Annotated in this window: 11 protein-coding genes; 7 read left to right on the forward strand and 4 right to left on the reverse strand. The window is 73.8% G+C overall.

Annotated elements, in window-relative coordinates; all coding sequences use genetic code 11:
• The first annotated feature begins 65 nt into the window (after window positions 1-65).
• Both ACW14Y_RS23480 and ACW14Y_RS23485 read left to right on the forward strand, forming a co-directional pair.
• Entirely contained in the window at window positions 66-500 is a 435-nt protein-coding gene (locus ACW14Y_RS23480; protein WP_045937638.1) for a MarR family winged helix-turn-helix transcriptional regulator, read from the forward strand.
• Between the two features lie 122 nt (window positions 501-622).
• Window positions 623-2,167, forward strand: coding sequence for an MFS transporter (locus ACW14Y_RS23485; protein ID WP_419931239.1), 1,545 nt, complete (start codon window positions 623-625; stop codon window positions 2,165-2,167).
• A gap of 141 nt (window positions 2,168-2,308) precedes the next feature.
• Here ACW14Y_RS23485 and ACW14Y_RS23490 read toward each other — a convergent pair whose 3' ends face one another.
• Window positions 2,309-2,827 carry a GNAT family N-acetyltransferase gene (locus ACW14Y_RS23490; protein ID WP_380306827.1) on the reverse strand — a complete coding sequence of 173 codons (519 nt, stop codon included), beginning with the start codon at window positions 2,825-2,827 and terminating at the stop codon, window positions 2,309-2,311.
• 45 nt (window positions 2,828-2,872) lie between these two features.
• Between ACW14Y_RS23490 and thpR the strand changes: the two genes are divergently transcribed.
• Complete coding sequence (gene thpR, locus ACW14Y_RS23495; protein ID WP_456983366.1) at window positions 2,873-3,463, forward strand: 2'-5' RNA ligase family protein; 591 nt, start codon at window positions 2,873-2,875, stop codon at window positions 3,461-3,463.
• 37 nt (window positions 3,464-3,500) lie between these two features.
• On the opposite strand, the gene ACW14Y_RS23500 is transcribed toward thpR, so the two are convergent.
• A complete protein-coding gene (locus ACW14Y_RS23500) occupies window positions 3,501-4,097 on the reverse strand; it encodes a TetR/AcrR family transcriptional regulator (protein WP_380385379.1) in 597 nt (198 codons plus the stop codon).
• 111 nt (window positions 4,098-4,208) lie between these two features.
• Here ACW14Y_RS23500 and ACW14Y_RS23505 point away from each other — a divergent pair, with 111 nt between their 5' ends.
• The gene (locus ACW14Y_RS23505) at window positions 4,209-4,973 is read left to right on the forward strand and encodes an SDR family NAD(P)-dependent oxidoreductase (protein WP_456983369.1); all 765 of its coding nucleotides are present in this window, start codon (window positions 4,209-4,211) and stop codon (window positions 4,971-4,973) included.
• Between the two features lie 237 nt (window positions 4,974-5,210).
• On the opposite strand, the gene serC is transcribed toward ACW14Y_RS23505, so the two are convergent.
• Together serC and ACW14Y_RS23515 are read right to left on the reverse strand one after the other, a co-directional pair.
• The gene (gene serC / locus ACW14Y_RS23510) at window positions 5,211-6,329 is read right to left on the reverse strand and encodes a phosphoserine transaminase (protein WP_380385382.1); all 1,119 of its coding nucleotides are present in this window, start codon (window positions 6,327-6,329) and stop codon (window positions 5,211-5,213) included.
• A 141-nt stretch (window positions 6,330-6,470) separates the two neighbouring features.
• A complete protein-coding gene (locus ACW14Y_RS23515; RefSeq protein ID WP_030393571.1) occupies window positions 6,471-7,571 on the reverse strand; it encodes a citrate synthase 2 in 1,101 nt (366 codons plus the stop codon).
• A 416-nt stretch (window positions 7,572-7,987) separates the two neighbouring features.
• Between ACW14Y_RS23515 and pdxH the strand changes: the two genes are divergently transcribed.
• The 3 genes from pdxH to fxsT all read left to right on the forward strand — a co-directional run bounded on the left by pdxH (window position 7,988) and on the right by fxsT (window position 14,473).
• A complete protein-coding gene (gene pdxH / locus ACW14Y_RS23520; protein ID WP_380307132.1) occupies window positions 7,988-8,620 on the forward strand; it encodes a pyridoxamine 5'-phosphate oxidase in 633 nt (210 codons plus the stop codon).
• A 232-nt stretch (window positions 8,621-8,852) separates the two neighbouring features.
• The gene (locus ACW14Y_RS23525; protein ID WP_456983372.1) at window positions 8,853-10,376 is read left to right on the forward strand and encodes a TIR-like protein FxsC; all 1,524 of its coding nucleotides are present in this window, start codon (window positions 8,853-8,855) and stop codon (window positions 10,374-10,376) included.
• Window positions 10,373-14,473, forward strand: coding sequence for an FxSxx-COOH system tetratricopeptide repeat protein (fxsT, locus tag ACW14Y_RS23530; protein WP_456983374.1), 4,101 nt, complete (start codon window positions 10,373-10,375; stop codon window positions 14,471-14,473). Before ACW14Y_RS23525 ends, fxsT begins: the two co-directional genes overlap by 4 nt.
• The last annotated feature ends 24 nt before the right edge of the window (window positions 14,474-14,497 follow it).

Raw genomic sequence — 14,497 nt, forward strand, 5'->3', positions numbered from 1 at the left:
GGCGCTGAAGCGGCCGAGCGGAAACCAATTTTCTTTAGCGAGAGTAATGACGTAGGCTAAACAACATGCCCGAGATGTCCGAGCAGGACCTCGCAGCCATCAGTCAGCTGCGATCGTCCGCCATGCGCCTCTCCCGTCGACTGCGTCACCAGCGGGTCGAGGAGTCGCTCAGCCCTACCGAGATCGGGGTGCTGGGCACCCTCGCCCGGTGCGGCAGGGCCACGCCGGGCGAGCTCGCCCGGAAGGAGCACGTGCAGCCGCCCTCGATGACCAGGATCGTCGCGATGCTGGAGGAGAAGGGCCTGGTGCGGCGCGAGCCGCACCCGGAGGACCGCCGCCAGGTGGTCGTCAGCAGTACCGAGGAGGCCGAGGCGATCCTGGCCGAGTCCCGCAGCCGGCGCAACGCCTGGCTCGCCGAACTCGCCGAGGGACTCGACGAGGAGGAGTGGGCGAAGCTCCGCGAGGCCGCGCCCGTGCTCTACAAGCTCGCACATCTCTAGGCACAGCTGATTCCGGTAGCCGCCGGAGGACGAAGGAGAACCGCATTACCGCAGGACCGAGGACAGACACCAGGAGCGCGACGGCCGGAGCACCGGCCGCCGCGCCGCGAGGGGAGACCACTGTGACACCGCCGGCCGCCGCCACCGCAGCCGCCACCCGTATCCGGACCGACGAGCAGACCACCGACACCGCCGCGGCGAGCGCCGCGGCCGCCGACACCCAGGCACCCGCCCCGACGGGGCTGCCGGGCAACGGCGACGACGACCCCGACGAACGCACCGCGGCGGAGGACCCCGCCGCTCCCGGCCGCAGCCGCGCGGCCACGTCCCCGAGGACGGCGGATTCGCCGACCGGAGCCCGGTTCACCCGGCCCGGGGGGATGTTCAGCTCACTGAGCGTTCGCAACTACCGCTACTACTTCGCCGGCCAGGTGGTGTCCAACACCGGGACCTGGATGCAGCGCATCGCCCAGGACTGGCTGGTCCTGAGCCTCACCGGCAGCCCGCTCGCGGTCGGCATCACCACCGCGATGCAGTTCCTCCCGATGCTGCTGCTCGGTCTCTTCGGCGGAGTGCTCGCCGACCGGCTGCCCAAGCGCAAGCTGCTGATCGCCACCCAGGGCGCGATGGGCCTGCTGGCCGCCGGCCTCGCCGTGCTGACCGTGGCCGGCGTCGTGACGCCGTACTACGTCTACGCCTTCGCCCTGCTGCTCGGTCTGGTCACCGTGGTCGACAACCCGGCCCGGCAGGCCTTCGTCTCCGAGATGGTCGGCCCGAAGCACCTCGCCAACGCGGTCAGCCTGAACGCCGCCAACTTCCAGACCGCCCGGCTGGTCGGCCCCGCCGTCGCGGGCCTGCTGATCGCCGCGGTCGGCAGCGGCTGGGCGTTCGCGGTGAACGCGCTGTCCTTCGCCGCCGTCATCGGCGGACTGCTCGCCATGCGCGAGAGCGAACTGCGCCCGACCGAGCCGATCGCCCGTGAGAAGGGGCAGTTGCGGGAGGGGCTGCGGTACGTCAAGGAGCGGCCGGAGCTGTTCTGGCCGATGGTGCTGGCCGGCTTCATCGGCACCTTCGGCTTCAACTTCCCGACGCTGCTGTCCGGTTTCGCCACGGACTTCCACGTCGGCGCCGGGCAGTACGGCCTGCTGAACACCGCGATGGCGGTCGGTTCGCTGGCCGGGGCCCTGATCGCGGCCCGCCGGGGCGCGCCCAGGCTGCGCAGACTCGTCGGCGCCGCCCTCGGCTTCGGCGCGCTGGAGGTGCTGGCGGCGTTCGCGCCCGGCTACTGGACCTTCGCGCTGCTGCTCACCCTGATCGGGGTGTTCGGGCTGAGCTTCAACACCTCGGTCAACGCCGCCCTGCAGCTGGGCACCGAGCCCGCGATGCGCGGCCGGGTGATGGGCCTGCTGGTGCTGGTCTTCACCGGCGGAACGCCGATCGGGGCGCCGATCGTGGGCTGGGTCACCGCCTCGTACGGGCCCCGGCTGGGGCTGCTGGCCTGCGGCCTGGTCTCGGCGCTGGCGGCCACCGCGGTCGGTCTGGTGCTGGCCCGCAGCGCGGAGCTGCGGCTGCGTCTCGACCTGCACCCGGGGCGCGGCGGCCGCATCGTCGCCCTGGTGCCGAGGCCGACGGCGGGCGTCAAGCCGGCTCTGGCCACCGCCTGCTGACGGTACGTCAGGCATACTCACGACAGGTCTGGCCCGCCACGAGCGGGTCGGCCCCGGAGCGTCGGACGGCGCTCCGGGGCCGACGGCCGGTCGGCGCCGGCCAGGACTCGTCAGGGCCTGTCGGCGCCGGTCAGGGCCCCGTCAGAGCCGGATCGCCAGGATCTGCCCCTGCCAGAGCCCGGCCGGCTGCTCGACCTCGAAGGACTCGGTCTCGGTGAAGCCGAGCGCCCGGTACTGGCCGACCAGCTTGCGGTCGCCGCCGGCGAAGCAGTCCACCCGCAGCAGGCCGATGCCGCGCCGGCGCGCCTCGTCGAGGGCGTCGGCGATCAGCGCGGCGCCGATGCCGGAGCCCTTGCGGGTCCGGTCGGTCACCAGGTTGCGGATGTACAGCTCGGGCCCGTCCACCGGGGTGGCGTACTCGGGCCGCTCCTCGGACAGCACGCAGGAGCCGACGGCGCGGCCCTCCTCGTCGACCGCGAGCCGGATCAGGAACGGCTCCCGGCCGTACTTGCCGATGTGCTCGACCCGGGCCGGGGTGCCGCTGAAGGAGTGCTCGCCCCACTGGCGGGTGCGGCCCTGGGCGGCCAGCCACTCCACGGCGCCGTCGAGCAGGGACAGGATCTCGGGGATGTCTTCGGGGCCCCCGTTGCGGATCTTCATGAAAACCGTTCTAGTCCAAACCGTCGGCCGGTGGAAGATGTCCCCATGAGGCTCTTCGTGGCGGTACTGCCTCCGGCGGAGGCGTTGCAGGACCTGGTCGACGCGGTGGCGCCGGTGCGCGACCTGCCCGGGGCGGACCGGCTGCGCTGGACGGCGGTCGAGGGCTGGCACCTGACCCTGGCGTTCCTCGGCGAGGTGCCGGCCGAGCGGGTGCCGGAGCTGTCGGCCGGGCTGGCGGCGGTGGCGGCGGTGAATCCGGCGCACCCGTTGCGGCTGGCCGGGTCCGGCCGGTTCGGCGACAAGGTGCTCTGGGCCGGGGTGGAGGGCCGGACATGGGCACTGCGCGGGCTGGCCGAGGCGGTCGCCGGGGCCACCGCGGAGCTGGCCGGCGAGGCGGACGCGTTCAGCTTCCACCCCCATCTGACGCTGGCCAGGGCCGGGTCCTCGCGGGGGCAGCGGCGCGCGGCGCAGCGGGCGGCCGCGGCGGAGCTGGACGGGCTGGCGCGGGCCCTGGAGGGGTACCGCGGGCCGGAGTGGCAGGCCGCCGAGCTGCATCTGATGCAGAGCGAGCAGGGCGGCGGCTTCGCCCACTACGGCTCGCTGGCCTCCTGGCCGCTGGCCCGCTGGGAGGACTGAGCGGGCGGGGCGGGAGAAGCCGGTGGGGGAGGTCCGGTCAGGGCCAGATCCGCATGGCGTCCGCCGCGACCCGCTCCAGTTCGGCGCGGGTCGCGCCGTCGCGGGCGCGCTGCGACATGCCCTGGACCACGGCGGCGGTGAACTGCGCCAGGGCCGCCGGGTCCGTCCCGGCGGGCTCGTGACCGGCCGCGACGTCGGCGCGGATCAGTGATTCCAGGGCGCGGACGTTGGCGTTGCGCAGCTCCCGCACGGCCCCTGTCACCTCGGGCGAGGTGCAGTTGACGGTCGAGCTGATCAGCAGGCAGCCCCACGGGTGCTCGGGGTCGGTCGCCATGGCGGCGGCCTCGCGCAGCATCCGGGCGACGCCGGCCCGGGCGGTCGGCTCCTCGGCGAGCGCGCGGGTCGCGTAGGCGCCGTGGCCCTCCCGGTACCGGTCGACCACCTCGCCGAAGAGGGCGCTCTTGTCGCCGAAGGCCGCGTAGAGGCTCGGCGGGCGGATGCCCATCGCGGTGGTGAGGTCGGCGACCGAGGTCGCCTCGTAGCCGCGTTCCCAGAAGAGCCGCAGGGCCTGCTCCAGGGCGGCCTCGCGGTCGAAGGAGCGCGGGCGGCCGCGCTTCGCGGTGGTGGTGGCCATGCGCCGATTCTATATCGCCCACTACAGAAACCGTGCTACGGTCCTTTCATTAGTGATCACTACAGAAATGGGTGCCGCCGGACGGCCGGCGCCCGGAAGAAGGGGGCGGTCATGTCGAGGTTGACCGGGAGGACGGCGCTGGTGACGGGCGGCAGCCGGGGCATCGGACGGGGCATCGCCGAGCGGCTGGCCTGCGAGGGCGCGCTGGTCGCGGTGCACGGGCGGGACCCGGAGGCGGCCGGACGGACGGCGAAGGAGATCGAGCGGGACGGCGGCCGGGCCTTCGCGGTCGTCGCCGAGCTGGGGGTGCCCGGGGACGCCGAGGCGCTCTGGGCCGCCTTCGACGCCGGGCTGGCCGGGTACGACGGCGGCCACGGGCTGGACATCCTGGTGAACAACGCCGGGATCGGGCAGCCGGGGCGGATCCACGAGGTGGACGAGGCCGCCTACGACCGGGTCTTCGCCGTCAACGCGCGGGCGCCGTTCTTCGTCGTCCGGCACGGCCTGGACCGGCTGCGCGACGGCGGGCGGATCGTCAACGTCTCCTCGGGCGTCACCCGGGTGGCGTTCCCGGAGGCCGTCGCCTACGCGATGACCAAGGGGGCGCTGAACACCCTGACGCTGACCCTCGCCCAGGAGCTGGGGCCGCGCGGGATCACCGTCAACGCGGTGCTGCCGGGCATCGTGGCCACCGACATCAATCCCTGGCTGGCGGACCCGTCGGCGCGGGCCCGGGCGTCCTCGTACTCGGTCTTCGACCGGGTCGCCGAGCCGGCCGACGTGGCGGACGTGGTGGCCTTCCTGGCCTCGGACGACGCCCGCTGGGTCACCGGCCAGAACCTCGACGCCAGCGGCGGATCCAACCTCGGCGTCTGAGCCCGAACCGTGCGGGGGTACTCTCGTTGACCGTGGATCCCAAGACTCGCATGCGAATCGTGACCGGCGCGCTCGTCCTGCTGCTGGTGATCGTGCTGGCCAGCTCCCTTCTCAACCGGTAGCCGCCGGGGCCGGCGGAACGGAAGAGGGGAACGGAAAAGGGCCACCGCCCGGAGGCGGTGGCCCTTCACTTGTGCGGGTGCGGCCGGTCGGAGCCGCCCGGCCGGGTGCTCGGGGTCAGAGCCGCTCGACCACGTGGTCGATGCAGACCGTGAGCGCCTCGACGTCGGCCGGCTCGATCGCCGGGAACATCGCGACCCGCAGCTGGTTGCGGCCGAGCTTGCGGTACGGCTCGGTGTCGACGATGCCATTGGCGCGCAGCGCCTTGGCGACCGCGGCGGCGTCCACCGAGTCGTCGAAGTCGATCGTGCCGACGACCTGGGAGCGCTCGGCCGGGTTCGCCACGAACGGATTGGCGAACGAGGACTTCTCGGCCCAGCCGTACAGCCGGGACGAGGAATCAGCCGTACGGGCGACAGCCCAGTCGAGCCCGCCGTTGCCGTTCAGCCATTCCAGCTGGTCGGCCAGCAGGAACAGGGTGGCGATGGAGGGGGTGTTGTACGTCTGGTCCTTCGACGAGTTGTCGATGGCCGTCGGCAGGTCGAAGAACGGCGGGATGTACCGGCCGGAGCCGGCGATCTCGGCGGCGCGCTCCAGGGCGGCCGGGGAGAACGACGCCAGCCACAGGCCGCCCTCGGAGGCGAAGGACTTCTGCGGGGCGAAGTAGTAGACGTCCGTCTCGGTGATGTCCACCGGCAGGCCGCCGGCGCCCGAGGTGGCGTCGACCAGCACCAGCGAGCCCTGGTCGGCGCCGGCCGGGCGGGCGATCGGCATCGCGACGCCGGTGGAGGTCTCGTTGTGGGTGAGGCCGTAGACGTCCACACCGGCCTCGGCGACCGGCAGCGGGTGGGTGCCGGGCGCGGTCTTGATCACGCTCGGCTCGGCCAGCCAGGGCGCGGCCTTCACGGAGGAGGCGAACTTGGAGGAGAACTCGCCGAAGTCGAGGTGCTGGGACTTCTCGCGTACCAGGCCGAAGGCCGCGATGTCCCAGAAGGCGGTGGACCCGCCGTTGCCGAGTACCACCTGGTATCCCTCGGGCAGGGAGAACAGGCTGCTCACGCCCTCGCGCACACGCTTGACCAGGTTCTTCACCGGGGCCTGGCGGTGGGAGGTGCCGAGCAGGGAGGTCTCGGTGGCGGCGAGGGCACTCAGGGCCTCGGGGCGCACCTTGGAGGGGCCACAGCCGAAACGGCCGTCGGCGGGCTTGATGTCAGCGGGGATCTGGATCTGAGCCACGCGCCGCAGCCTACCGGCCGGGGCGCCCGCGGTTCGACGCCCGTCCGCCCGCTGAGATGCCTCCGACCCGCCCGCGAGCTGCGGAAACAGCGGGTCCGGTCGGTATCCGGACCCGCTGTCGGGGGAGCTGCGACGGGGCTGTCAGCCGCCGATGGCCTCGAAGCCCTCGATGTCGCGGGGGCTGCGCGGGCCGGGGCCGATGTAGCGCGCGGCGGGGCGCACGAGGCGTCCGGTGCGCTTCTGCTCCAGGATGTGCGCCGACCAGCCGGCCGTCCGGGCGCAGGTGAACATCGAGGTGAACATGTGCGCCGGGACCTCGGCGAAGTCCAGCATGATGGCGGCCCAGAACTCGACGTTGGTGGCCAGCACGCGGTCGGGGCGGCGGTTGTGCAGCTCCTCCAGCGCGGCCTTCTCCAGCGCCTCGGCGACCTCGAAGCGCGGCGCGCCGAGCTCCTTGGCGGTGCGGCGCAGCACGCGGGCGCGCGGGTCCTCGGCGCGGTAGACGCGGTGGCCGAAGCCCATCAGGCGCTCGCCCTTGTCCAGGGCGTTCTTGACCCAGGCGGTGGCGTCGCCGGTGCGCTCGATCTCCTCGATCATGCCGAGCACGCGGGACGGCGCGCCGCCGTGCAGCGGGCCGGACATCGCGCCGACGGCGCCGGACAGGGCGGCCGCGACATCGGCGCCGGTGGAGGCGATGACCCGGGCGGTGAACGTGGAGGCGTTCATGCCGTGCTCGGCGGCGGAGGTCCAGTAGGCGTCGATGGCCTTGACGTGCTTCGGGTCCGGCTCGCCGCGCCAGCGGATCATGAACCGCTCGACCACGGTCTCGGCCTTGTCGATCTCGCTCTGCGGGACCATCGGCAGGCCCTGGCCGCGGGCGGACTGGGCGACGTACGACAGCGCCATGACGGCGGCGCGGGCGAGGTCGTCGCGGGCCTGCTCGGCGTCGATGTCGAGCAGCGGCTTGAGGCCCCAGACCGGCGCGAGCATGGCGAGGGCGGACTGCACGTCGACCCGGATGTCGCCGGAGTGCACCGGGATCGGGAACGGCTCGGCGGCCGGCAGGCCGGGGTTGAACTTGCCGTCGACCAGCAGGCCCCAGACGTGACCGAAGGAGACATTGCCAACCAGGTCGTCGATGTCGACGCCTCGGTACCGCAGGGCGCCGCCTTCACGGTCGGGTTCGGCGATCTCGCTCTCGAAAGCGACGACGCCTTCGAGCCCGGGTACGAAGTCGGACATGCACGGCTCCTTCAGTTCTGCGATCGGCGGACCTCCGTGGTGGGGAGGCACACCCGTGACCGAATGGTGGTTGGCACTCGGTGCCAGGGTGACAGGCACGGGGTGCATTGCGCCATACACCACCGTGGTGATGTTTCCCTGGGGCCCGCTTGACTTTTCGCCCGAGGGCCGGTCGTGCCCGGGAAATCTCCGGAACCAAGGGTGCGGTTCAGGACAAATCACCGTACGACGGGCGGCCAAGCGGTGGCGAGTCACCTTATCTCCCACCGGGGTTTGTCCGGAGGTAGCGGTGCCGGTTGCTTGTCGTACGGGATGATGTTGACGTGCAGACCCCGGACCGCGCCCAGTCGACGCCCCTGCCCCCCGCCACCCGGATCCTGGCCGACGAGGCCCGACCCGGACCGGACCTCGCCGTGATGCGCAAGCACTACACGCACGAGGGCCTGGTCGAGGAGGGCCTCGCCGCCGAGCCGATGGGCCAGTTCACCCGGTGGTTCCACGACGCGGACGAGGCCGGGGTGGTGGAGCCCAACGCGATGGTGCTCTCCACCGCCGACGCCGAGGGACGGCCCAGCTCGCGCACGGTGCTGCTCAAGGGGTTCGACGCCCGGGGCTTCGTCTTCTTCACCAACTACGGCTCCCGCAAGGGCGCCGAACTCGCCGTCAACCCGCATGCGGCGCTGCTCTTCCCGTGGATCGCGCTGGCCCGCCAGGTGATCGTCCAGGGCCGGGTGGAGAAGGTCGGCCGGGACGAGACCGCCGCCTACTTCCGCACCCGCCCGCACGGCTCCCAGCTCGGCGCCTGGGCCAGCGAGCAGTCCAGCCCGGTCGCCTCGCGCGAGGTGCTGGAGCAGCGCTACGCGGAGCTGGAGCGGCGCTACCCGGAGGGCGAGGGGGTGCCGGTGCCGCCGTTCTGGGGCGGGTACCGGGTGGTGCCGGAGAGCGTGGAGTTCTGGCAGGGGCGGGAGAACCGGCTGCACGACCGGCTGCGCTTCCTCGTCGACCCGGCTGCCCCGGCGGGCTGGCGGGTGGAGCGGCTCTGCCCGTGAGTCCGGCCGGGCCGTGCCCGCGAGTCCCGCAGGGCGGTGCCCGCGCGCCGGGTCCGGACGTGCCCGCGCGCGCCTCGGTCCGGGCCGTGGCAGCACGCCTCCGACCAGGCCCGTAGCCCCGCCGGGTCGTACTTGTGACGACACCACGACACCTTCCTCCGCGCACCGGCTGACCTTGTGTCAGCCCGCCAGTAAGGTGGGGTCGTTCACCGGCTCGGTGGGGGGTAGTTGGGTGCGGCCGTACTTCTTCTTCAGCTACGCGCGGCGGGACCACCTGGCCGGGGGTGCCTTCGTCGACCAGTTCTTCACCGACCTGCGGGACGAACTGGCGCGGATCGAGCCCGAGGCCGGTCCGGGCGAACTCGCCTACCGGGACACCGAACGCCTCCGGATCGGCGACGACTGGGAGCGGCAGCTCTCCCGGATGCTCGGCGCCAGCCGCACCATGGTCGCCCTCTACTCGCCCGCCTACTTCGCCAGCCCGTACTGCGGCAAGGAGTGGACCGCCTTCGACCGCCGGACGCGGCGCCACGAGGAGCAGACCGGGGAGAGCGTCCCGGCCCTGATCCCCGTCCTGTGGGAGCCGCCGCCCGAGGACCTGCCCGCCGAGGTCCGGCGGATCCAGTACCTCCAGCACGACTTCGGCGCCGAGTACGCCACCGGCGGGCTGCGCCACCTGCTGCGGACCGACCCGCAGGGCACCGCGTACCGCAAGGTGGTGCGGGTGATCGCCGAGCGGATCCGGGAGGCCGCCACCTGGCGGGTCGCCGAGCTGCGGGACCTCGACCTCGGGCAGGTGGAGGGCTGCTTCCCGGTGGAGGAGGTCGCCCCGGTCGCGGTCCGCAGCAGCCTGGTCCGGCTCTTCGTCGCCGCCCGGCGGGCCGGCGACCCGCCCGCCCCGGTCGGCGGGGCCGGTGCGGTCAACGGCGACCGGTTCCCGGCGCAGCGCTCCGAGGCGAACGGCGGGCCGGGCGGTACGGGCGGCCCGGACGGGCCCTACCAGGGCGGCTGGTACGGGCCGCACCCGCGCGACTGGGCGCCGTACCACCCGCCCCGGCTGCCTTCGTTGGCGGTCCAGGCCCAACAGGTGATCACCCGGGCCGGGCACAGCACCAGCCTGGAGACCGTCGGCCCGGACCTCGCCGACGCGCTCGACCGGGCCCGGGAGAACAACGAGGTCAGCGTCCTGCTGGTGGACCCCTGGGCGGCCGGCGCCGAGCCCTTCCGGCAGGCGCTGCGCGACTTCGACCGGCAGAACCACCCGGTCACCGCCGTGCTGCTGCCCGACAGCACCGACGACCCGCCGGCCGGTCCGGCGCGCGCCCGGCTCTGGGAGGGGGTGCGCGAGGTGTTCGCGCGCACCTGGTTGCACCGTTCCGGGCCCGAGCCGCTCTTTCGCATCCACATCCGGCGGGAACGATTCGAGCGTGAGCTGCTCTCGACCGTGACCGTCGCCCAGAACCGCCTGCTCGACCAGCTGGACGACGACCCGGTCGCCGCCCGGGCCCAGTTCGGGCTCGGTCCGGACCCGCGACCGATGCCCGGCCTCACCATCCCGGCCTGGCCGCCCGTTCCGCCGGGGCCGCCCGTTTCCCCCGGGCCGCCCGTCCCGCGCCCGGGGAGCGCCCCCGGAGCGGGGGCGGGCTCCGGAGCGGGAGCCGGTACCGGGGCCGCGCCGGGGCCGAGGGGCACCCTGCGCGAGGAGACCGTGCCCCTGACCAACCGGGCGCCCAGTGAAGGAGAAGCGGACCGATGAGCGTTGAGCACGCCGCCCTCGCGGACCACGGGTCCGCGGCCCTCGCGACCCCCGGCACCGGCACGGTCGTCACCTTCTACTCCTTCAAGGGCGGCACCGGCCGCACCATGGCGCTCGCCAACCTGGGCTGGATCCTGGCCAGTCAGGGCCTGCGCGTGCTCGTGGTCGACTGGGACCTGGAAGCCCCCGGCCTGCACCGCTACTACCACCCGCTGCTGGTCGACCCCGAACTCCACGGCACCGACGGGCTGATCGACATGCTCCGGGCCTACGTCGACGAGGCGCTGCCCGGCCCGGACCGCCGCGGCCCGGGCCCGGAGCCCCGGGAGTGGCTGGCCGTGCCCGGCCGGCTGGAGCAGTACCTGTGCGGCCTGGCCCTCGACCTCCCGGACGGCGGCAAGCTCGACCTCATGCCCGCCGGCCGGCAGAACGCCGCCTACTCGGCCGCCGTCACCAGCTTCAACTGGCGCAGCTTCTACACCCGCGCCGACATCCGCGGCGCGGAGTTCCTGTACGCGCTGCGCGAGCAGTGGACCAGCAGCTACGACTACGTGCTGATCGACAGCAGGACCGGGGTCAGCGACACCTCGGGCATCTGCACCGTGCTGATGCCCGACACCGTCGTCGACTGTTTCACCCTCGGCGCCCAGAGCATCCGCGGCGGCGTCGACGCGGCCCGCGCCATCGTCGACGCCGACGAGCGCGAGATCCGCGTGCTGCCCGTCCCGATGCGGGTCGAGGACGCCGAACGCGCCGGACTCGCGGCCGGGCGCGACCTCGCCCACGACGCCTTCGACCCCTACCTGGAGCGCTGGCTGAGCCCCGAGCGGCGGGCGGAGTACTGGCGCGACGTCGAGGTGCCGTACAAGCCGTTCTACGCCTACGAGGAGGTGCCGGCCACCATCGTCGACCGGCCGCAGCAGGGCCGCAGCCTGCTCGCCGCCTTCGAACGGCTGGCCGCCTGGCTCACCGACGGCCGGGTCAGCGCCCTGCGCCCGCTGCCCGACCTGGCCCGCCGTCGGCTGTACGCCGCGTACCTGCGCACCGGCCGCACCCGCTCCCGCCAGGTGCACGTGAGCTACGCCCCCAAGGACCGGGTGTGGGCCGAGTGGATCTCCGAGACCCTGCGCGGCTTCGGTTACCTGGTCAGCCTGCACAGCGCCGCCGTCCCGCTCGATCCCGGCCCGGCGCACGGCGGCGCGCTGCCCGAGGCCGCCGGACCGCTGGACGGCGACGGCCGGCTGCTCGCCCTGCTCACCCCCGAGTACACCGCCCTGCCGCGCGCCCGGGAGATCTGGCGCCGGCTCACCGGCCAGGCGCCGGTCGGCGACTCCGGCGGCCTGCTCGCCGTGCGGATCGGCGGGGCGGAGGGCATGGAGCCGCCGCAGTTCTCCGGCCACCGGGCCCTGGACCTCGCGCTCGGCTCCGCCGAGCAGGCCGAGGCCCAGCTGTTCGAGCTGATCGGCCCGGCGCCCGGCGCCGGGCGCTGGATGGAGAGCGGCGGGACCGGCGAGACCGCGGTGCCGCACCCGGCCCGGTTCCCGGACGGCCGGCCCTCGGTCCAGGAACTCCCGCCCCGGCTGCCCACCTTCACCGGCCGGATGCGCCTGCTGGAGGCCGTCCGCGACGGCTTCACGGCCGACAGCGACGCCGCGCCCGTCCAGGTGCTCTACGGCATCGGCGGGGTCGGCAAGTCCCAGGCCGCGATCGAGTACGCGCACCGCTTCGCGGCCGGCTACGACGTGCTGTGGTGGGTCCCGGCCCAGCAGCCCGCGGTGATCCCGCAGAAGCTCGCCGAACTCGCCCCCGGCCTCGGCCTGGAGACCGACGGCGACGTCACCAGGACGGCCCGGGCCGTCCTCGACGCGCTGGCCAGCGGCCGGCCGTACCACCGCTGGCTGCTGCTCTTCGACAACGCCGAGGACCCGGAGCTGCTGGACCCCTGGCTGCCCGCCGCCGGACCGGGCGGCCACGTCCTGGTCACCTCCCGCGACCGGCGCTGGGCGCGCCGCCCGGGCCGCACCGAGGTCGAGGTGTTCGACCGGGCGGAGAGCGTCGAACTCGTCCGGCACTTCAACACCGGGGTCGAGCGGGCCGACGCCGAGCGGATCGCCGAACTCCTCGGCGACCTGCCGCTCGCCGTCGGCCAGGCCGCCGCCTGGCTGCAGGAGACGCCGATGCCGGCGGCCACGTACGCGGACCTGCTGGACGAGACGCTCACCGACATCCTCGACCGCTCGGTGCGGGGGGCGCCGGTGGCGGTGGCGGCGGAGGAGGACGTCACCACCGAGGCGGGGGCCGCCGTCACGGTCGCCACCGCCGCCACCTGGCGGATCGCCGGCTCCGACCTGCGCCGGATCAACGCCCCGGCCGCCCGGCTGCTGGAGGTCTGCGGCTTCCTCGGCCCGGAGGCGATCCCGATCTCGCTGCTCTACAGCCCGCCGGTGGTCGAGGCGATCGGTCTGGCTCCGGGCACCTCCGACCAGCGGCTCGCGGTCGGCGAGATCCTGCGGACCGTCAACCAGTACAACCTCGCCCGCTACGACCACACGGCGGGCACGCTGGTCGTGCACCGGATCGTCCAGGCCCTGCTGCGGGAGCAGGTCGGCGAGGCCGACCGGCCGCGGGTCCGCGGCGCGGCGCACCGCGCGCTGGCCCTCGCCGACCCCGGCGACCCGGACGCGCCGCACAACTGGCCCCGGTACGCCGAACTCCTGCCCCACCTGTGGCCGTCGGGGGCGGTCGACTCCACCGACCCCGGCGTCCGGCAGTGGATCGTCAACTCGGTCCGCTACCTGTGGCAGCGCAGCCTGCACGACGCCGGCCGGGAGCTGGCCGAACGGGTGCTGGCGCGGTGGCGCGAGGGGGGATCGCAGGGGGTCGAGGCCGACGTCAAGGTCCAGCTGCTGCGGGTCCAGCTCGGCAACATCCAACGCACCCAGGGTCTGGTCCGGGAGGCGTACGAGACCGACCGGGACGCCTTCGACCGGCTGACGGACCTGCGGGGGAGGGAGCACCGGGACACCTTTCCGGCCGCCACCAGCCTGGGTGGGGACCTCCGGCACCTCGGTCGCTACCAAGAGGCACGGGAGCTGGACGAGGGGACCCTGGTCGCCGCGCGGCGGGTGCTCGGAACCGACCATCCACGCACCCTGATGGCGGAGAACAACCTGGCCGTCTCCATCATGCTGACGGGGGACTTCCCCGAGGCCCTGGCCATCCACGAGGGGCTGTACCTGCGGAAGCTGGAGATCTTCGGCAAGCGCAGCCCGTACACGATCCTCGGCGGCGTCGTCTACGGGCACGTGCTGGGCGAGGTGGGTCGGCTGGACGAGGCCCTGGACCGGCTGGACAAGGCCGTGCGGCGGAGCCGGCAGGTGCTCGGCGAGGACCACGACGAGACCTTGCGCGCCCGTCGGTACCGGAGTGTCGTCCTGCGTCGGCTGGGCCGTCTCCCGACCGCGCTGATCGACGCCGAGGACGTCTACCAGCGCTTGGTGGAACGGCACGGCCCGGACCACCCGGGCGCCGCTTCCGCCGCGGCGAGCCTGGCCTCGGTGCTGGGCGTGCTCGGGGACACCGGACGTGCCGTCGAACTCGCCGAGGAGGCCTACCTGTACCACCGCGACCATCTCGGGACGGGTCACCCCGCCGAGCGTGTGGCGGCGGGCAACTTCGCGGTGGCACTTCGCCGCGCCGGCCAGATCGCGGAGGCCGAGGCGCTCTCCGGGAACGTCCTGGACGACCTGGGGGCGGTGCTCGGGGAGCGTCACCCGTACGTCGGGGTGGCCAGGCTCAATCGGGCCAGCGACCTGGCCCGCAGCGGTAGGTACCCCGAGGCGGTGTCCCAGGCCGAGGCGGCGGCGACGCTGCTCGCCGAGCGGTTCGGGCCGGACCATCCCGACGTCCTGGCGGCCTCCGCCAACGTCGTCCTGGCGCTGACCGCCGTCGGTGAGACGGCGCGGGCGGCCGAACTGCGGGTGAGGACGCTCTTCCGCGCGAGGGCGTTGCCGTACCTGACCGAGGGCCATCCGCTCGCCGAGGCGATCAGGGTCGGCGAGTGGCTGGAGGTGGAGATCGAAATGCCGCTGGTGTGACGGCCGGTCGCTTCGCCCCTCCGG

The organism is Kitasatospora sp. cg17-2 (genome assembly GCF_054031055.1).